Annotated in this window: 15 protein-coding genes and 1 tRNA gene; 13 read left to right on the top strand and 3 right to left on the bottom strand. The window is 70.5% G+C overall.

All coding sequences use genetic code 11. The annotated features are described in order from the left end of the window. Positions 1-286 precede the first annotated feature (286 nt). Positions 287-362 (bottom strand) — tRNA-Ile (locus OXS49_RS23880). A 264-nt stretch (positions 363-626) separates the two neighbouring features. Between OXS49_RS23880 and OXS49_RS23875 the strand changes: the two genes are divergently transcribed. The 10 genes from OXS49_RS23875 to OXS49_RS23830 all read left to right on the top strand — a co-directional run bounded on the left by OXS49_RS23875 (position 627) and on the right by OXS49_RS23830 (position 11,410). Further along, positions 627-1,121, top strand: a complete 495-nt coding sequence (locus OXS49_RS23875; RefSeq protein WP_244004355.1) for a (2Fe-2S)-binding protein — start codon at positions 627-629, stop codon at positions 1,119-1,121. After that, a complete protein-coding gene (locus OXS49_RS23870) occupies positions 1,118-2,161 on the top strand; it encodes a xanthine dehydrogenase family protein subunit M (RefSeq protein ID WP_267427149.1) in 1,044 nt (347 codons plus the stop codon). Before OXS49_RS23875 ends, OXS49_RS23870 begins: the two co-directional genes overlap by 4 nt. Before the next feature lie 10 nt (positions 2,162-2,171). Continuing rightward, positions 2,172-4,433 carry a xanthine dehydrogenase family protein molybdopterin-binding subunit gene (locus OXS49_RS23865; protein WP_267427147.1) on the top strand — a complete coding sequence of 754 codons (2,262 nt, stop codon included), beginning with the start codon at positions 2,172-2,174 and terminating at the stop codon, positions 4,431-4,433. Between the two features lie 99 nt (positions 4,434-4,532). Next, on the top strand, positions 4,533-4,763 hold the full coding sequence (locus tag OXS49_RS23860; RefSeq protein ID WP_267427145.1) for a type II toxin-antitoxin system MqsR family toxin: 231 nt from the start codon (positions 4,533-4,535) through the stop codon (positions 4,761-4,763). A gap of 77 nt (positions 4,764-4,840) precedes the next feature. Continuing rightward, on the top strand, positions 4,841-5,269 hold the full coding sequence (locus OXS49_RS23855) for a type II toxin-antitoxin system MqsA family antitoxin (RefSeq protein WP_267427144.1): 429 nt from the start codon (positions 4,841-4,843) through the stop codon (positions 5,267-5,269). 376 nt (positions 5,270-5,645) lie between these two features. Beyond that, positions 5,646-6,611 carry a galactofuranose ABC transporter, galactofuranose-binding protein YtfQ gene (gene ytfQ / locus OXS49_RS23850; RefSeq protein WP_276082031.1) on the top strand — a complete coding sequence of 322 codons (966 nt, stop codon included), beginning with the start codon at positions 5,646-5,648 and terminating at the stop codon, positions 6,609-6,611. A gap of 34 nt (positions 6,612-6,645) precedes the next feature. Next, positions 6,646-8,181 carry a sugar ABC transporter ATP-binding protein gene (locus OXS49_RS23845; protein ID WP_267427143.1) on the top strand — a complete coding sequence of 512 codons (1,536 nt, stop codon included), beginning with the start codon at positions 6,646-6,648 and terminating at the stop codon, positions 8,179-8,181. Beyond that, entirely contained in the window at positions 8,181-9,155 is a 975-nt protein-coding gene (locus OXS49_RS23840) for an ABC transporter permease (protein ID WP_267427142.1), read from the top strand. The genes OXS49_RS23845 and OXS49_RS23840 overlap by 1 nt, the downstream gene beginning before the upstream one ends. After that, positions 9,152-10,165, top strand: a complete 1,014-nt coding sequence (gene yjfF, locus OXS49_RS23835; RefSeq protein ID WP_267427141.1) for a galactofuranose ABC transporter, permease protein YjfF — start codon at positions 9,152-9,154, stop codon at positions 10,163-10,165. The genes OXS49_RS23840 and yjfF overlap by 4 nt, the downstream gene beginning before the upstream one ends. Before the next feature lie 303 nt (positions 10,166-10,468). Beyond that, positions 10,469-11,410, top strand: a complete 942-nt coding sequence (locus OXS49_RS23830) for a dihydrodipicolinate synthase family protein (protein WP_267427140.1) — start codon at positions 10,469-10,471, stop codon at positions 11,408-11,410. A gap of 396 nt (positions 11,411-11,806) precedes the next feature. Here the strand turns inward: OXS49_RS23830 and OXS49_RS23825 are convergent, their stop codons facing one another. Continuing rightward, positions 11,807-13,078, bottom strand: a complete 1,272-nt coding sequence (locus OXS49_RS23825) for an efflux RND transporter periplasmic adaptor subunit (RefSeq protein WP_244004373.1) — start codon at positions 13,076-13,078, stop codon at positions 11,807-11,809. 143 nt (positions 13,079-13,221) lie between these two features. Between OXS49_RS23825 and OXS49_RS23820 the strand changes: the two genes are divergently transcribed. The 3 genes from OXS49_RS23820 (at position 13,222) to purD (ending at position 16,219) form a co-directional block, all read left to right on the top strand. Beyond that, a complete protein-coding gene (locus OXS49_RS23820; RefSeq protein WP_276082030.1) occupies positions 13,222-14,448 on the top strand; it encodes an oxalate decarboxylase family bicupin in 1,227 nt (408 codons plus the stop codon). A 73-nt stretch (positions 14,449-14,521) separates the two neighbouring features. After that, positions 14,522-14,848 carry a hypothetical protein gene (locus tag OXS49_RS23815; protein ID WP_267427137.1) on the top strand — a complete coding sequence of 109 codons (327 nt, stop codon included), beginning with the start codon at positions 14,522-14,524 and terminating at the stop codon, positions 14,846-14,848. Between the two features lie 96 nt (positions 14,849-14,944). Continuing rightward, positions 14,945-16,219, top strand: coding sequence for a phosphoribosylamine--glycine ligase (gene purD / locus OXS49_RS23810; RefSeq protein WP_244004377.1), 1,275 nt, complete (start codon positions 14,945-14,947; stop codon positions 16,217-16,219). Positions 16,220-16,348: 129 nt separating this feature from the next. On the opposite strand, the gene ggt is transcribed toward purD, so the two are convergent. Further along, positions 16,349-18,144: gamma-glutamyltransferase (ggt, locus tag OXS49_RS23805; RefSeq protein WP_267427134.1), on the bottom strand; the 1,796-nt coding region annotated here is incomplete at its 5' end.

The following is an 18,144-nucleotide window of genomic DNA, read 5'->3' as shown; positions in this document are numbered from 1 at the left end:
GCCTGAAGCCCCGCGGGGAGGTTGCCCATGTACGCAGTGACCAAAATCGGCAAGACGGCGAATTGGGAGCTGATTGCTGTATTCGGCGGATGGATCGCGTTCGAAATTCTGATCCTTCTCGTCTGCACGATATCGATGTCATAGGGCCATCGTCATCGTGGATAGGGGGTCGATCGGTTCTTCTGTCGCATGCTTGGATGGGCGGCGATCGTTGCGATCCGCGGCATCGGGCCGATCCAAGACACCCGGCGGATACGAGCAAGCCGGGCTGGCGCGTGGGCTAAGCTGGTGGGCCCGGCAGGACTCGAACCTGCAACCAGACCGTTATGAGCGGTCGGCTCTAACCATTGAGCTACAGGCCCGGCGGAGGAAGTCCCCCCGGAAACCGATACCCGAACGGCCCGGCTTCGTCACCCCGTCCGACTCCGGAAGAGCGCACCAAGCCTGCGGACACCACGTCAGCAGACAAAATCCGTCCTCGACTTTCGGCGGCCCGTCAATCCTGCAGAGTGGCGCAACCGGCGCGGGTCGTGAGCTTGCGCACATCGCCGTCTACTGAAGGTCTCGCCGCCGAGTCCGGCCCAGCTATCTGTAACGGTTCCAGCCTTCGCAAAGCCGGGATCCCCATGACCATTCCCCTCAGGCTCACCCTGAACGGGCAGCCGCGCGAGATCGCCCTCGACGATCCGCGGGTGACCCTCCTCGACCTCCTGCGCGAGCGCCTCGGCCTGACCGGCGCCAAGAAGGGCTGCGACCGCGGCCAGTGCGGCGCCTGCACGGTGCTGGTGGACGGGCGGCGGATCAACAGCTGCCTGACCCTCGCCGCGAGCCTCGACGGGGCCGAGATCCTGACCATCGAGGGGCTCGCCGAAGGTGACACGCTCCATCCGGTCCAGGCCGCCTTCATCGCCCATGACGGCTTCCAGTGCGGCTTCTGCACCCCCGGCCAGATCATGAGCGCGGTCGGGCTGATCCGCGAGGGCCAGGCCGGCACCGATCCCGAGCGCATCCGCGAGGGCATGAGCGGCAATCTCTGCCGCTGCGGTGCCTATGCCGGCATCCTCGATGCGGTTCAGGACGCGGCGGCCCGGACGACCGAGCAGCGGGAGGACGCGGCATGAAAACCTTCGACTACATCCGCCCCGCGAGCGTGCCCGAAGCCGTGGCGGCCGGGCAGGTACCGGGTACCGCCTTCCTGGCCGCCGGCACCAACTTGGTCGACCTGATGAAGGGCGGCGTCGCGACCCCCGAGCGGATCGTCGACATCACCCGCCTGCCCGGCCTGTCGTCGATCGAGCGTCTGCCGGACGGCGGCACCCGGGTCGGCGCGCTGGTCCGCAACAGCGACCTCGCCTACGACGCGATGTTCGAAAAAACCTACCCGATGGTGGCCGAGGCCCTGCTGGCCGGCGCCTCGGCGCAGCTGCGCAACGCCGCGACCGTCGGCGGCAACCTGATGCAGCGCACCCGCTGCCCATACTTCACCGACGCGGTCTCGCCCTGCAACAAGCGCGCGCCCGGCTCCGGCTGCGCGGCGCTCGGGCATGCCACCCGGATCCACGCGGTCCAGGGCTGGAGCGAGCACTGCATCGCCACCCACCCGTCCGATTTCTGCGTGCCGCTCGCCGCCCTCGACGCGGTGGTGGAGATCGCCGGGCCGGACGGCGCCCGCGCGGTGCCGCTCACCGCCTTCCACCTGCTGCCCGGCGACCATCCGGAGCGGGAGACCGAGCTGCGGCCCGGCGAGTTGATCACCGCCCTGCGCCTGCCGCCCGAGGCGGCGTCCTTCCGGGGCCACGCCCGCTATCTCAAGGTCCGCGACCGCACCTCCTACGCCTTCGCGGTGGTCTCGGCGGCCGCCGCCTTGACGCTGGAGGCCGGCGGCCGGATCGGACAGGCCCGGCTGGCGCTCGGCGGGCTGGCGCTGAAGCCCTGGCGGGTGGCGGAAGCCGAAGCCGCGCTCGCCGGACAGGTGCCCTCCCCCGACGCCTACGCCAAGGCTGCCGATGCGGCGCTCGCCGGGGCCAAGCCCACCGGCGAAGCCAACGCCTTCAAGATCGAACTCGCCCGCCGGGTGGCGATCCGCGCCCTCACCCAGGCCGCCGCGGGCACGCCCGCCCGCATCCCGGCACTCCCCGCCTCCCCGTTCGGCATCGTCTGAGGAGACCCGCATGACCGCGACCGCCTCGCCTTCGACCCTCCCCGCCGGCGGTGTCCGCCACGGCTCCAGCATCGGCCAGCCGCTCACCCGGCGCGACGGCCCGCTCAAGGTGACGGGCCAGGCCCGCTTCTCCGCCGACAACCTGCCCCCCGGTACGCTCCACGCGGCGCTCTGCGTCGCCCGGATCGCGAAGGGCCGCGTCACCGGCCTCGACGTGGCCGCCGCCGCGGCGCATCCCGGCGTCGTGGCGGTGATGACGCCGGAGAACGCGCCGACGCTCGCCAAGGACCCGGACGCCAAGGACGGCCCGTTCACCTTCCGCCTCGATCTGCTGCAGAACGACCGCGTCCGCTACGCCAACCAGCCGATCGCCGTGGTGATCGCCGAGACCCTGGAGGCGGCCACCGAGGGCGCGCGGCTGCTCGCCCCGACCTACGCGGCCGAGACGCCGCGGATCGGGCTCGATGCCGGCGAGGTCTTCACCCCGCCCTCCGTGGGCGTCGGCGCGCCCGCGGCCGAGTCCGACGGCGACGTCGAGGCCGGGCTTGCCGCCGCGTCCAAGACCATCGCGGCGACCTACGAGACGCCGGCCCAGTATCACAACGCCATGGAGCCGCACGCGGCCGTGGCCAGCTGGGAGGGGAATCGGCTGACGCTCCTGATGCCGACCCAGGCGCTGGCCATGTCGCAGGGCCGCCTCGCCGGGCTGTTCGGCATCAGCCCCGACGACATCCATATCGACAGCCCCTATCTCGGCGGCGGCTTCGGCTCGAAGGGCGTGCCCGCCGGGCCGCAGGTGCTGGCCTGCATGGCGGCGAAGCTCGTGGGCAAGCCGGTGAAGCTCGTGCCGACCCGGACCCAGATGTACGGCCCGATGGGCCATCGCGGCCCGACCCGGCAGACCCTGCGCCTCGGCACCGATGCGGCCGGCAAGCTCACGGCGCTCGACCACCACATCCTCACCGCCTCGTCGAGCTTCGACGACTTCTTCGAGCCGGCGGGCCGGGCGACCAGCACCCTCTACGCGAGCCCGGCCCTCGCGATCCGGCACGAAGCCGTGCGCCTCGATACCGGCACGCCCTTGTTCATGCGCGCCCCCGGCGAGGCCACCGGCAGCGTCGCCTTGGAGAGCGCGCTGGACGAGATGGCGCACGAACTCGGCATGGACCCGCTGGACTTCCGCCTCGCCAACTACGCCGAGGTCGAGCCGATCACCGGCAAGCCGTTCTCCTCGAAAGCCCTGCGCGAATGTTATCGGCGCGGCGCCGAGGCGTTCGGCTGGGCCGGACGCCCGCTCCAGCCCCGCCAGACGCGCGACAAGGACGGCTTCCTGGTCGGCACCGGCATGGGCACCGCCACCTTCCCATCCCTGATCTTCGAAGGCATGGCCCGGGCCGAGATCCGCGCCGACGGCACCGGCACGGTGGAACTCGGGGCGATCGACATGGGCCAGGGGTCCTGGACGGCGCTCGCCCAGATCGCCGCCGACGGGCTCGGGATCGGCATGGACGCCCTCACCTTCCGGATGGGGTCTTCCGATCTGCCGAATGCCGGCATCGCGGGCGGCTCGGGTCATACCGCGACAGCCGGCGGCGCGATCCATGCGGCGGCGGCCGACGTGATCCGCCAGCTCGCGGATCTCGCCACCAACGATCCCGCCTCCCCGCTCTACGGCGCGGGCAATGCCGGCGTGACCGCCGCCGACGGGCGCCTGACCCGGCGCGACGACCCGAGCCGGGGCGAATCCGTCACCGACATCCTCGCGCGGGCCGGCCGGGCCAGCATCGAGGGCCAGGGCAAGGCCGGGGCCGATCCGGCCGCGCAGGCCTCCTACGCCATGCACGCCCACGGGGCGGTCTTCGCCGAGGTGAAGGTCGATCCCGATCTCGGCCAGATCCGGGTGAGCCGCCTCGTCGGCGCCTTCGCGGCGGGCCGGGTGATCAACCCGCGGCTGGTCCAGAGCCAGTATTACGGCGGGATGATCTGGGGCCTGTCCTTTGCCCTGCACGAGCGGGCCGAGATGGACCCGCGCACCGGCCGCTTCCTCAACGACAACCTCGCCGAATACCACGTGCCGGTGAACGCCGACGTGCCCGCCCTGGAGGCGATCCTGGTCCACGAGGACGACGCGGTGGTGAACAACCTCGGCGTGAAGGGCGTCGGCGAGATCGGCATCACCGGTACGGTGGGCGCCATCGCCAACGCGATCTGGCACGCCACCGGCGTGCGGGTGCGCGAGATGCCGATCACGCTGGACAAGCTGCTGGTCTGACCGGGTGGGACGGCGCCTCGCGGGCGCCTCCCGCGGCGGCTATGACGTTCGTCCGTCCCCATTCCTTGCTCTGCCACCATAAGGTGGCATTTCGAGGTCATGGAGAAGCGTGGCCCGACCTACGACCTCCAAGCCATCAAGGCCGCGCTAGGCGCAACAGATACGCTTGCGATCACGACGACGGCGCTCCGCGATGCGCTCGCATTGGGGTTCGATCGGGCAGGTGTCGCTGAAACGATCGCCGGGATCGAAAGGGACATGTTCTTCAAGTCGATGACGACCCATGCTGATCATCGTGTCTGGCAGGATGTCTATCATGTGCCCGCTTGAGGCCTGACGCTCTACGTGAAGTTCCAGGCCGATGCGGTGACCGCGTTCACCGTCATGTCGTTCAAGGAGAAATGAGCATGGCGATCGAGAGCGCTCTACCGGAAACGATGGTGTCGCCCGAAACCGGAGAGATCCTTCGTCGGGATGTACGACCCTTCACGGTTGCCTACGGGGGGCGGACGCGAATTGTCGACCTGCCGGGCTATTATCCGGAGGGCGAGGGCGAGGGTATCCATGTCGGCCAAGACATGGCGGTGACGGATGCAGCTTTGCGCGCGCTCAAGGAGGAGGTGGAAGGTCTTCCCTCCCCCGCGACGATCCGGCGGGTGCGCGAGAAGTTACGCCTCTCTCAGCGCGAGGCGGGCGGCCTTCTCAAAGTCGGGGAATCGGCCTTCGACAAGTATGAGCGCGGCTTGGTCGAACCGAGCGGCCCGACCAGCCAGCTGTTGCGCCTCCTCGACCGGCATCCCGAGCTTGTCGAGGAACTCCGTCAGGACGCCGTCTGAGCCGGCATAGCCCGATCGCGCCGCGGTTTGCGGCTTGCTGGCCGTGGGGTCATCATCGGATGCTTCCACCTGTGCCGAAGGCGGAGAGAATCATCTGCGCGGCGCCGGACGGAGGGCAATCTGCCTTTGGGAAGCGCGAACGAACCCGGCATGCCGGGCCCAGGTCGGGATGAATGATCCGCCTGAAGCAGCCGCGCCGGCAACGCGCGAAAAATCGGACAAATCATTCGTTCTGACAGGGTTCATCGGCGATCGGCTGCGCCTTCAGCAGTGACAGGAAGAGCGCGTCCGGCTATCCAGTCCCCGCGCATATGTCATACATATGCGGGTCGATCGCTCCGAAGAGGCGGCGGCCGCAATCCAGGGGGGACGTGTCATGAGGGAATCAGTTTCCATCAAGCCATTGCTCGTGGGCGCGATGCTCGCGTGGGGCGGTGCGGCCCAGGCGGCCTCGCTCACCGTCGGCTTCTCGCAGATCGGCTCGGAATCCGGCTGGCGCGCCGCCGAGACCACGGTGACCAAGGCCGAGGCCAAGACGCGCGGCATCACCGTCAAGATCGCCGACGCGCAGCAGAAGCAAGAGAACCAGATCAAGGCGATCCGCTCCTTCGTGGCGCAGGGGGTGGACGCGATCCTGCTCGCTCCCGTGGTCGCCACCGGCTGGGACGCGGTGCTGAAGGAAGCCCGGGACGCCAAGATCCCGGTGATCCTGCTCGACCGCGACATCGACCCGTCCGGCAAGGACCTCACCCTCACCGCCGTCACCTCCGACAGCGTCGAGGAGGGCCGCGTCGCCGGCAACTGGCTGGCCAAGACGGTCGGCGAAAAACCCTGCAACGTGGTCGAGCTTCAGGGCACGGTCGGCGCCAGCGTCGCCACCAACCGCAAGAAGGGCTTTGACGCCGCCCTCGCGTCCCACGCCAACCTCAAGCTCGTGCGCAGCCAGACCGGCGACTTCACCCGCGCCAAGGGCAAGGAGGTGATGGAGAGCTTCATCAAGGCCGAGGGCGGGCGCGCGATCTGCGCCGTCTACGCCCACAACGACGACATGATGGTCGGCGCCATCCAGGCGATGAAGGAGGCCGGCCTGAAGCCCGGCCGGGAGATCCTGACGGTCTCGATCGACGCGGTGCCCGACATCTTCAAGGCGATCGCGGCGGGCGAGGCCAACGCCACCGTCGAGCTCACGCCCGACATGGCCGGCCCCGCCTTCGACGTGCTCACGGCCTTCAAGGAGAAGGGCACCGTCCCGCCCAAGTGGATCCAGACCGAATCGAAGCTCTACACGGCGGCCGACGATCCGCTGAAGGTCTACGAGAGCAAGAAGGGCCTCGGCTACTGACGCGCCCCGCGCCGCGACCCCTGCGAGCGGTCCCGTGTCCGACACGCCCCTGCTCAGCGTCCGCGGGCTCTCCAAGAGCTTCGCCGGGCACCACGCCCTCGCGGGGGTCGACTTCACCCTGCGCCGGGGGGAGATCCACGCCCTGCTGGGCGAGAACGGCGCCGGCAAATCGGCCTTCATCAAGACGCTGACCGGAATCGTCCGGCGCGATGCGGGCGACGTGTGGCTCGACGGCGTGCCGATCGCGCCGCGCTCGGCCGAGGAGGCCGGCCGGGCCGGCATCGCCACGGTCTACCAGGAGGTCGGCCTGCTGCCGAACCTCACCGTGGCGCAGAACCTGTTCCTCGGCCGCGAGCCGACCCGCTTCGGCCTCGTGCGCGGCCGGACGATGCGACGGCGCGCGTCGGAACGGCTGGCGGAGTTCGGCCTCGCGATCGATGTCGGGGCGCCGCTCGGACGCTTCCCGGTGGCGGTGCAGCACCTCGTGGCGATCGCCCGGGCGGTGGACCTCTCGGCCCGGGCGCTGATCCTCGACGAGCCGACCGCGAGCCTCGACACCCACGAGGTGACGGTGCTGTTCGGCGTGATGCGCCGGCTGGCCGCGCGGGGCATCGGCATCGTGTTCGTCACCCACTTCCTGGAGCAGGTCTACGCGATCACCGACCGGATCACCGTCCTGCGCAACGGCCGGCTGGTGACCGAGCGCGAGACCGCGCAGTTTCCCCGCCTCGACCTTGTGCGCACCATGCTGGGCCACGACCTCGCCGAGGACGAGGCGCGGTCGGAGACGGGGCCGCGGGCCCAGCGGATTGAGGCCGGGGCCCCGGTCCTGCGCGCGGAAAAACTCGGCAAGGCCGGCTATCTCCAACCCGTCGACCTGTCGGTGGCGGGCGGCGAGGTGGTGGGTCTCGCGGGCCTCCTCGGCTCCGGGCGGACCGAGACCGCCCGCCTGCTGTTCGGGGCCGAGCGGCCGGACCAGGGCCGCATCCTGCTCGACGGGAAGCCCACCCGGATCGCCGGCCCCCGGGACGCGCTGCGCCATCGCCTCGGCTACTGCCCGGAGGAGCGCAAGACCGACGGCATCGTCGCCGATCTGACCGTCCGGGAGAACATCGTGCTGGCGCTCCAGGCCCGACAGGGCCCGTTCCGGCCGCTGGGCCGGGCGGCGCAGGACCGGATCGCCCGCGACTTCATCGCCAAGCTCGACATCCGGCCGCCCGATCCGGAGCGACCGCTCGGGCTGCTGTCCGGGGGCAACCAGCAGAAGACGCTTCTGGCCCGCTGGCTCGCCACCGAGCCGCGCCTGCTGATCCTCGACGAGCCGACCCGGGGCATCGATGTCGGGGCTCACGCCGAGATCATCCGGCTGATCCGGAGCCTGTGCGACGCGGGCCTCGCCCTCTTGGTGATCTCGTCCGAGCTGGAGGAGATCGTGACCTATTCCGACCGGGTGATCGTGATGCGCGACCGCGCCCAGGTGGCCGAGCTCGCCGACGGGGCGATCGACGTCACCGCCATCCTCCGGGCGATCGCGGCGGAAACGCCTGCTCCCGTGCCGGAGCCCGCCTGATGCGCGCGCTGCGTGCCGGAGCGCCCCAGCTCCTCGCCTTCCTGGCCGTACTGCTGGCCGACCGGCTGGTCGCGCCGCAATTCCTCGACGTGCATTGGCAGGACGGGCGCCTGTTCGGCAGCCTCGTCGACGTGTTCAACCGCGGCGCCCCGGTGGCGCTGCTGTCGCTCGGCATGGTGCTGGTGGTGGCCACCGGCGGCATCGACCTGTCGGTGGGCGCCGTGATGGCGATCGCGGGCGCGGTGGCGGCGAGCCTCGCCGACACCCAGCCCCTGCCGGTGGTGCTCGCGGCGGCTTTGGCCACCGGGCTCCTGTGCGGGCTGTGGAACGGCCTGCTGGTGGCGGGGCTCCGGATCCAGCCGATCGTCGCCACCCTGATCCTGATGGTCGCCGGCCGCGGCATCGCCCAGCTGATCACCGAGGGGCGGATCATCACCTTCGTCTCCCCCGACCTCGCGTTCCTCGGCGGCGGCGCGCTCGTCGGCGTGCCGATGCCGGTGGTGCTGGTCCTCGGCATGCTGTGCCTCACCCTCGCGCTGGTGCGCGGCACGGCGCTCGGCCTGATGATCGAGGCGACCGGCGGCAACGCCCGCGCGAGCGCGCTGGCCGGCATCGACACCCGCGCGGTGACGCTGGCGGTCTATGCCTGGAGCGGCGTCTGCGCGGCTCTGGCCGGCGTGGTCGCGGCGGCCGACATCCTGGGGGCCGACGCCAACAATGCCGGGCTGTGGCTCGAACTCGACGCGATCCTGGCCGTGGTGGTGGCGGGCTCGTCCCTGCTCGGCGGCCGGTTCAGCCTGTGGCTGGCGGTGCTCGGGGCCTTCCTGATCCAGGCGATGAACACCGGGATCCTGCTCTCCGGCCTGCCGCCGGAACTCAACCTCGTGGTCAAGGCCGCGGTGGTGCTGGCGGTGCTCCTGCTGCAAGCGCCGCGCCTCGCCGGCCTGTCCCTGCTGCTGCGGAGCCCGCGATGAGCCGCAACCTCCCGGTCCTCGTCGCCGCGCTGCTGTTCGCGGCCGGCTACGGCCTCTGCGCCACGCAGTACCCCGCCTTCCTGACCACGCGGGTCGTCGGCAACCTGCTCACCGACAGCGCCTTCCTGGGCATCGTGGCGGTGGGCACGACCTTCGTGATCGTCGCGGGCGGCATCGACCTGTCGGTCGGCTCGGTGGTGGGGTTCACCACGGTGTTCCTGGCGCTGGCGATCGAGCGCTGGGGGATCCCGCCGCTCGCAGCCTTCGGGATCGTGCTCGCCGCCGCCGGCCTGTTCGGCGCCGCCATGGGCGCGCTGATCCATGTCTTCGACATGCCGCCCTTCATCGTGACGCTGGCCGGCATGTTCCTGGCCCGGGGGGCGGGCTTCCTGCTCTCCACCGAATCGGTGCCGATCAACGCCCCCCTGTACGGCGCGGTCTCCGACCTGTCGCTGAGCCTGCCCGGCGGCGGGCGGCTGACCCTGACCGCGGGTGTGATGCTCGCCGTGTTCCTGGTGGGCGGGGTGGTGCTCCGCGCCACGCGCTTCGGCGCCACGGTCTACGCGCTCGGCGGCAGCCGCCAGACCACGGCGCTCATGGGCGTGCGGGTCGGGCGCAACATCGTGGCGGTCTACGCCCTGTCGAGCCTGCTCGCCGCCCTCGCCGGGATCGTGTTCTCCCTCGACACCGCCTCCGGCACGCCGCTCTCGGCGGTGGGCGTGGAACTCGATGCCATCGCGGCCGTGGTGATCGGCGGCACGCTGCTCTCCGGCGGCCAGGGCGGCCTGCTGGGCACGTTCCTGGGGGTGATGATCGGCGGCCTGATCCAGACGGCCATCACCTTCGACGGTACTCTGTCGAGCTGGTGGACCAAGATCGCGACGGGCCTACTGCTGTTCGCCTTCATCGCCCTGCAGCAGGGCTCGGTGGCGCTGGCCGGTCGCTCGGGACGGCGGGTCCGGGCCTCCGCCGGCGCGCCGGTTGTCCGTTCTGCGGAAGTCCGGGCCTGATATGTTGTAAGCGCGCATGGTCTGAAAGCCGTGCACTGACGCGCTCCGAGAGCCTGTTCGACCCGTATCCCGGGTTTCCGAAGGGCTGTGCCCTTTGGCGGGTTGTCAGGGCAGAGCCCTGACCGTCTCGGGCGCAGCCCGACACCAGACAATGTCCGGCACCAGGGCTCTGCCTTGGACCCGCGAAAGGTCTCGCCCTTTCGAAACCACGACCTGATCCGACCGCCATCGGCTAAAGATTTTCCGGCTAACCGGGCCTATGGTCCCCGCCCGCATCGTTCCGCGACGGAGGATCAGACCGGTATGCCCCTCACCAGCGACATTCGCGGCGTCGTGCCGATCGCCCCGACGCCGTTCCACCCGGATGGCCGGATCGACGAGACCTCCCTCGACCGGATGACCGACTTCTTCGGCGCGGCCGGCGTCGACGGCCTGACGATCCTCGGCCAGCTCGGCGAGGCCGGCAAGCTCGACCACGCGGAGGGGATCGCAGTGGCCAAGCGCGTCCTCGGGCGGACGCGGCTGCCGGTGATCGTCGGTGTCACGGCGCCGGGCTTCGCGGCCATGCGGTCCCTCGCCCGGGAGGTGATGGAGATGGGCGCGTCCGGCGTGATGATCGCCCCGCCCAACACGCTCCGCACCGACGATCAGGTGGCGGGCTACTACCGCAATGCCGCCGAGGCGATCGGTTCGGATGTGCCCTTCGTGCTGCAGGACTACCCCCTCACCTTCTCGGTGCAGATGCCCCCCGGCGTGATCCGCCGGATCGTCACCGAAAACCCCTCCTGCGTGATGCTCAAGCACGAGGACTGGCCGGGCCTGGAGAAGATTTCCACGCTGCGCGGCTTCGAGGCGGATGGCTCGATGCGCCACATCTCCATCCTCGTGGGCAATGGCGGCCTGTTCCTCGACTTCGAGACCGAGCGCGGGGCCGACGGCGCCAATACCGGTTACGCCTTCCCGGAGATGCTGGTCGACGTCGTCCGCCTCGGCCGGGCGGGCGAGCGCGACGCCGCCCATGACCTGTTCGACGCCCACCTGCCCTATCTGCGCTACGAGCAGCAGCAGGGCCCGCTCGGGCTCGCGGTGCGCAAATACGTGTTCCAGCGCCGGGGGATTTTTTCCTCCGATGCGCAGCGCAAGCCCTCACAGGCGCTGACCGCGCCGGCCAAGGCCGAGATCGCGTACCTGCTGGCCCGCCTCGCCCGAACCGATGTCCGAGCGCGGCTGGATCCCGTCCGCTAAGATCTTTGTTACAGCGCAGGTTTTTATCGCAAAACCGGTGGCCACTTTTGCGAAACCTGCTCAGGGCGTCGCGTCGCGCCCCTGAAACGGGTTTCCAAAGGGCTCCGGCTCAACCCCTTCGAGGTGTTTGAGCGGGGTGCACAGACAGCAATCCGTGTCTCTAACAGACCGAAAGAGCACTGCGTTTTCCCCTCCCCCTTGCGGGGAGGGGTCAGGGGTGGGGGTGGTTCAGGATCAAGCGTACCGGTGCCTCTTGCACCACCTCCAACGCCTCCCCACAAGGGGAGGAGAGCGCGTCCGGCCAATGTCCCGGTGCTTATGCGAACACCTCAAACGGCTGGGCTTGCAGCCCTTTGGCGGGTGATCAGGGCAGAGCCCTGATGAACACCCGGCCGCTCACGCCCCCGCCTTGCCCTCGGGCTGCGGCGTGACCCGGTCGCCGTCGCGCAGGGAGGCCGGTGGGCCGACGATCACCCGCTCGTCGCCGGTCAGGCCCGAGCGCAGCTCCAGGGCCGTCCGGGTCTGGCGGAAGATCGTCACCGGGCGCATTCGCGCCACCGCGTGCCCGTCGGCCTCCGTTTCGACCACGGCCACGCGGGTCCCGTGCTGGTCGAAGATCAGGGCGTCGCTCGGCACCGTCACGGCCGGCGCGACCCGCGGAATCTCCAGCGTCAAGGTGATGTAGAGGCCCGGCCGGAGCACGGCGTCGGGGTTGGGGATGTCGACCTGGGTGACCAGGATGCGCGAGGCGTAGAGCAGAGCCGCCGACGAGCGCGAGACCGTGCCGGGAAACACCTTGCCGGGGATCTGCGCCACCTCGACCCGGGCGGCGAGCCCGTCGCGCACGCCGTCGGCAGCGTAGAGCGGCACGTTCACCGCCATGCGCAGCACGTCGTCCCGGTTCAGCGTCAGGAGCGGCAGGCCCGTATTGGTGTCCGCCGTGACCGCGTCGCCGACATCGTTGTTCCGGGCCGTCACCACACCGTCGAAGGGCGCGCGGATCTCCTCGAAACCGGTCAGGACCTTGAGCCGGGCGGCCTGCGCCTCCTGGGCCGCGATGTTGGCCTCGGCGACCTTCACGGCGGCCTTGACGGCGTCGACATTGGCGGTCTGCGACAGCACCCCGGCCTGCGACGTGTCGGCGTTCTGCCGGGTCTCGGCCCCGGTGCCGGCGAGCGTCGAGGTCCGGCGGTTGGTCACGTCCGCGAGGTGGCGGTTGGCGTCTGCCTGATCGACCATCGCGTGGGCCTGGATCAGCGCCGCCTGCAGCTGCACGACCTGCGCCTGGGCCTGGACGAGCTGCTGGTCGAGGTCGGGGGCGCTGATCCGGAACAGCAGGTCGCCCGCCTTCACGTGCGAGCCGATGTCGACCTTGCGCTCGACGATGTAGCCGGTCGCCCGCGGGTAGAGATTCGCCGTGTCGAAGGCCTGGGTGGTGCCGGTCTGGGTGAGGGTCAGGGGGCCGGAGGCCTGGGCGGCCTGGGCCACCCGCACAGGCGGCGGTTGCGTCGCGGCGGATTGCGGCGGGCTCGCCGCCCGGGATGCGTCCGGCCAGGAGCGGTATCCGAGCAGGCCGGCGCCCGCCAGCATCAGGAGGACGAGCCAGGCGCGGCCGCGGCGTGCGGGCGGGCGGTCCTGATCTGTCGCCGAACTGTCCCGGTCCGCCATCCTGTCCTCGGGTCGCGCCCAGCACTGCCTTCAACACATAGTCCGCGGACCGGGTCCGGGCGAGATGCCGCACTGCACGATCAGACCCGGATCCTTGGATCCCGCGTTCGGTTTCCCTCCCAGACACCAGGGACCGATCCACGATGACCGAGATTTCCAGGCGCGCCATCATCGCCGCAGCCGGCGGCGCGATGATGGCGTCGCCCGCGGCCGCGCAATCCTCCGGCCCATCGGGTCCCGTGCCCGCGCGCGGCACGAAGGGCGCCGACATCCTGGGACCGCGCAACCTGCCGCGGGCCGCCGAGGAGCCCTTCACGCTCGCCCCGCCCGGCACCGACCACGGCACGATGCCGAACCTGAAATGGTCCTTCGCCGACAGCCACATGCGGCTGGAGGAGGGCGGCTGGGCGCGCCAGACCACGATCCGCGAATTGCCGATCTCGAAGGCCATGGCCGGGGTCAACATGCGGCTCAAGGCCGGCGTGGTCCGCGAGATGCACTGGCACAAGGAAGCCGAGTGGTCCTACATGATCAAGGGCAAGGCCCGGATCACCGCGGTCGATCAGGACGGGCGCACCTTCGCGGACGATGTCGGCCCGGGCGACCTGTGGTACTTCCCCGGCGGCATCCCGCATTCGATCCAGGGGCTTTCCGCCGACGGGGTCGACGGCTGCGAGTTCCTGCTCGTGTTCGACGACGGCGCCTTCTCGGAGGATTCCACCTTCCTGCTGACCGATTGGCTGGCGCATACGCCCACCGATATCCTGGCCAAGAATTTCGGCTTGCCGGAGAGCGCCTTCGCCAAGATCCCCCAGAAAGAGCTTTACATCTTTCCCGGCCCGAATCCGGGGCCGCTCTCGGCCGACAAGATGGGCGGTGCCGGCGAGATCCCCAAGACATTCAGCCATCGGATGCTGGCGCAGGAGCCTGTCCGCACCAAGGGCGGCAGCGTGCGCATCACCGACTCCACGGTGTTCCCGGCCTCCGTCACCATCGCGGCGGCCCTGGTCGAGGTCGAGCCCGGGGGGCTGCGCGAGCTGCACTGGCACCCCAACAGCGACGAGTGGCAGTACTACCTGTCGGGCAAGGGCCGGATGACCGTGTTCGGCTCGGAATCGAAGGCCCGCACCTTCGACTATCAGGCCGGCGACGTCGGCTACGTGCCCTTCGCCATGGGCCACTACATCGAGAACACCGGCGACACGGTGCTGACCTTCCTGGAGATGTTCAAGAGCCCGCGCTACGCCGACATCTCGCTGACCCAGTGGCTGGCGCTGACGCCCCATCCCCTGGTGCAGGCCCATACCGGCCTGGATCCCAAGCAGGTCGATGCCCTGCCCGAGACTAAATCACCGGTTGTGCCGGGTTGACGCGTCCCGGAACTTGGCGCCACCTCAACACGTCGACCCTATAGACAGATCGGTCCCTCTCACGGAGAGCCCCATGCGCGCCGCATCCCGCGTGCTCCTCGTCCTGGCGCTCGCCCTCCCGGCGGGCACCGCCTGGGCCCAGGTGCAGCAGAACGATCCGAACGCGGCCAACGCCTCGTTCGCCCTGCAGAGTCAGATCCGCACGCTCAACCAGCAGCGGGTCACGGATTTCAACACGTTGAATCAGTCGATCCAACGCAACGTCCAGTTCGAGTCCTTCGGGCCGGTCCTGCCCTACCGGGGCGTCTATGGCGGGCGCCCCGGTGCGCGCCAACCCGGCACCCACGGCTTCGTCCGGCGGGGCGGCGGCATCAACACGAGCGTGTGCACCGGCTGCTGAGCGGCCGGGATACCGGCGCAGAGCGGGGAAAGCCCGAAAAAAACCTTTCCCCGCCCGCCGGCTTCGCCCAGAACCTGGGCCCATGGTGGCGTACGCATGAATATCCTGCTGATCGGCTCCGGCGGTCGCGAGCACGCCCTGGCCTGGCGACTGGTCCAGAGCCCGCTCTGCACCCGGCTGTTCACCGCACCGGGCAATCCCGGGACGGCCCGGCACGGTACCAACCGGCCGGACCTGACGATCTCGGATCACGCCGCGATCGCCGCCTTCTGTGCTTCGGAATCGATCGGCCTCGTGGTGGTCGGCCCCGAGGCGCCCCTGGTCGCCGGGCTGGTCGATGATCTGAAGGCCGCCGGGATCCGCGCCTTCGGCCCGACCCGCGATGCCGCCCGGCTCGAGGGCTCGAAGGGCTTCACCAAGGATCTCTGCGCCGCCTGCGGCATCCCGACCGCCGCCTTCGCGCGCTTTACCGAACTGCAGCCGGCCCTGGCCTATGTCCGGCAGCAGGGCGCCCCGATCGTCGTGAAGGCCGACGGGCTCGCCGCCGGCAAGGGCGTCACCGTCGCCGAGACCCTGGATCAGGCCGAGGACGCCCTGGCGTCGCTGTTCGAAGATCCGGGCGCCGAGGTGGTGGTCGAGGAATGCCTGTTCGGCGAGGAGGCCAGCTTCTTCGCCCTGTGCGACGGCATGCGGGCGATCCCGCTCGGCACCGCCCAGGACCACAAGCGCGTGTTCGACGGCGACCGCGGCCCGAATACCGGCGGCATGGGCGCCTATTCCCCGGCCCGGGTCGTCACACCGGAGATCGAGGCCCGGGTCATGGCCGAGATCATCGCCCCGACGCTCGCCGGGATGCGGGCGCGCGGCTGCCCGTTCACCGGCATCCTCTATGCCGGCCTGATGCTCACCGCGGACGGCCCCAAGCTCATCGAGTACAACACCCGCTTCGGCGATCCCGAGGCGCAGGTGCTGATGCCGCGCCTCGCCTCCGACCTCGTGCCGGCGCTGCTCTCGGCCTGCGACGGCGACCTCTCCGGGGTGGGCCTGGAATTCGACGCCCACCGGGCCGCCCTCACCGTGGTGATGGCGGCCGCCGGCTATCCGGGTGCCGTGGTGCGCGGCTCCGTGATCCGGGGCATCGACGAGGCCGAGGGCGACGGCGTGTTCGTCTTCCAGGCCGGCACCCGCGCCGAGAACGGCCAGCTGCTGGCCGATGGCGGCCGGGTGCTGGCGATCACGGCGCTGGGCGACAGCGTCACCGATGCCAAGGACCGCGCCTACGCGGCGGTCGCCCGGATCGACTGGCCGCAGGGGTTTTGTAGACGCGACATCGGCTATCGGGCTGTGGCGCGGGAGGCCGGACAGGGCTGAAAAGTCCCGGTTTCAAAAGGTCTGCGACCTTTTGCGGATGCAGGGTGGAACCCTGCTGGGCCCGGGCGAAGCCCGACTTCGGGGCTCCGCCCCAAACCCCGCCGAAGGGCTTAGCCCTTTGGGAACCCGTTACTCCCCCACCGCCGCCCCGGCCGGCCTCCGGTTGTCGTTGGCGCCGTAGAGCAGCCCTGGGCGCATCCGCCCGGTGCGCGAGGCGTCGTTGCCCGAGGAGGCCGCCTCCGGGGCGTCGGGCGCGGCGGCGCGCACCGCGATCAGTTCCTCCGCCCCCCAGGGCTTCTGCTCGACGATCGTGTGGCCCATGCCGCGCAGGATGCTTTTCGTGTCCGCCGAGAGCGCGAAGGGCTCGGCGTAGACCGTATCGGGCAGCCATTGGTGGTGGATGCGCGGGGCATCCACCGCCGCCTGCGGCGCCATGCCGAAATCGAGCATGTTGATCAGCGTCTGCGCGTTGATCGTGATGATCCGCGAGCCCCCCGGCGAGCCCGCCACCAGCGCGACCTTGCCGTCGCGCAGCACGATCGTGGGCGCCATGGAGGAGAGCGGGCGCTTGCCCGGCTGGATCGCGTTCTTCGTGCCCTGCACGAGGCCGAACAGGTTCGGCACCCCGGTCTTGACCGTGAAGTCGTCCATCTCGTCGTTGAGGAAGAACCCTGTGTCGCCCGCGATCACTCCGGCGCCGAAATAGCCGTTGATCGTGTAGGTCAGCGAGACCGCGTTGCCGGCCCGGTCCATGACCGAGATGTGGGTGGTCTCGGCCCGCTCATGCGTTTCCAGGCCCGGATCCGGTCGGATCTCGGCCGATGGAGTCGCCCGGTCCGGCGGGATCGAGGCCCGGAGTTTGTCCAAGTAGGCCGGCGACAGGAGCTGAGCGACCGGATTCGCCACGAAGGCCGGGTCGCCGAGCAGCAGATTGCGGTCGGCATATGCGCGCCGCATCGCCTCGACCATCAGGTGCACGCTCCGGGCGGAGTTGAACCCGGCCGCCGGCAGGTCGTAGCCATCGAGGATGCCGAGAATCTCGCAGAGCGTGACGCCGCCGGACGAGGGCGGGGGGGCCGACAGGACGGTCGTGCCTCGGTAGCGGCAGGTCAGCGGCTCGGACTCCGTCACCGTGTAGGCAGCGAAGTCTCCTGCCGTCAGCAGGCCGCCACCGGCCCGCGAGGCCGCTTCCATGGCCTCCGGGATCGCGCCCTTGTAGAAGGCGTCCGCGCCGCGCTCGGCGATGGCCTGGAGCGTGCGGGCGAGGTCGGCCTGGACCAGGCGGTCGCCGGGCCGCCAGGGGCTGCCGTCCGGGCGCAGGAAGATGCGGGCGACGTTTGCTTGCGCGGCGAACAGCTTCGTACCGGATTCGAGGATGTCGGTGTCGCCCCGGGTCAGCACGAACCCGTCCCGGGCCAGCGCGATCGCCGGTGCCATCACCTGCGCGAGCGGCAGGGTCCCGTACTGGGCGAGCGCGGTGTTGAGGCCGAGCACGGTCCCCGGCACACCCGCCGCCTTCCAGCCGCGCAGGCTCGCACCCGTCACGACGTTTCCGGCGGCGTCGAGATACATGTCGCGCGTGGCGGCCGCCGGGGCGGTCTCGCGGAAATTGACGAAGCGGCTCCGGCCGTCGGCCGCGTGCAGCACCAGGAAGCCGCCGCCGCCGAGATTGCCGCAGCACGGGTTCACCACCGCTTCCGCGTAGGCCACCGCCACCGCGGCGTCGACGGCGTTGCCGCCGGCCCTCAGGATATCGGTGCCCACCTGCGAGGCGAGGCGCTGGGACGAGACCACCATCCCGTTCTCACCCTCTACGGCCGGGCCCGAGGCGGCCCGGGCCGGGGGGCTGCCAAAAGGGCTGCCGAAGGCGAGCAGCGTAGCCAGGAGCAGCGCGCGTGCCGGTGCCGGTGCGATCATCCCTGCTG

Source organism: Methylobacterium sp. GC_Met_2, assembly GCF_026540795.1.
Classification (GTDB): Bacteria; Pseudomonadota; Alphaproteobacteria; order Rhizobiales; family Beijerinckiaceae; genus Methylobacterium.
Note: the sequence above shows the minus strand (reverse complement) of the source record. Positions and strands in the feature narration are given on the sequence as shown.

Bases quoted from the DNA above. Each gene is read 5' to 3' on its own strand.
- OXS49_RS23875 (WP_244004355.1), top strand. From the start codon at position 627: ATGACCATTCCCCTCAGGCTCACCCTGAACGGGCAGCCGCGCGAGATC.
- OXS49_RS23870 (WP_267427149.1), top strand. From the start codon at position 1,118: ATGAAAACCTTCGACTACATCCGCCCCGCGAGCGTGCCCGAAGCCGTG.
- OXS49_RS23865 (WP_267427147.1), top strand. From the start codon at position 2,172: ATGACCGCGACCGCCTCGCCTTCGACCCTCCCCGCCGGCGGTGTCCGC.
- OXS49_RS23860 (WP_267427145.1), top strand. From the start codon at position 4,533: ATGGAGAAGCGTGGCCCGACCTACGACCTCCAAGCCATCAAGGCCGCG.
- OXS49_RS23855 (WP_267427144.1), top strand. From the start codon at position 4,841: ATGGCGATCGAGAGCGCTCTACCGGAAACGATGGTGTCGCCCGAAACC.
- ytfQ (WP_276082031.1), top strand. From the start codon at position 5,646: ATGAGGGAATCAGTTTCCATCAAGCCATTGCTCGTGGGCGCGATGCTC.
- OXS49_RS23840 (WP_267427142.1), top strand. From the start codon at position 8,181: ATGCGCGCGCTGCGTGCCGGAGCGCCCCAGCTCCTCGCCTTCCTGGCC.
- yjfF (WP_267427141.1), top strand. From the start codon at position 9,152: ATGAGCCGCAACCTCCCGGTCCTCGTCGCCGCGCTGCTGTTCGCGGCC.
- OXS49_RS23830 (WP_267427140.1), top strand. From the start codon at position 10,469: ATGCCCCTCACCAGCGACATTCGCGGCGTCGTGCCGATCGCCCCGACG.
- OXS49_RS23825 (WP_244004373.1), bottom strand. From the start codon at position 13,078: ATGGCGGACCGGGACAGTTCGGCGACAGATCAGGACCGCCCGCCCGCA.
- OXS49_RS23820 (WP_276082030.1), top strand. From the start codon at position 13,222: ATGACCGAGATTTCCAGGCGCGCCATCATCGCCGCAGCCGGCGGCGCG.
- OXS49_RS23815 (WP_267427137.1), top strand. From the start codon at position 14,522: ATGCGCGCCGCATCCCGCGTGCTCCTCGTCCTGGCGCTCGCCCTCCCG.
- purD (WP_244004377.1), top strand. From the start codon at position 14,945: ATGAATATCCTGCTGATCGGCTCCGGCGGTCGCGAGCACGCCCTGGCC.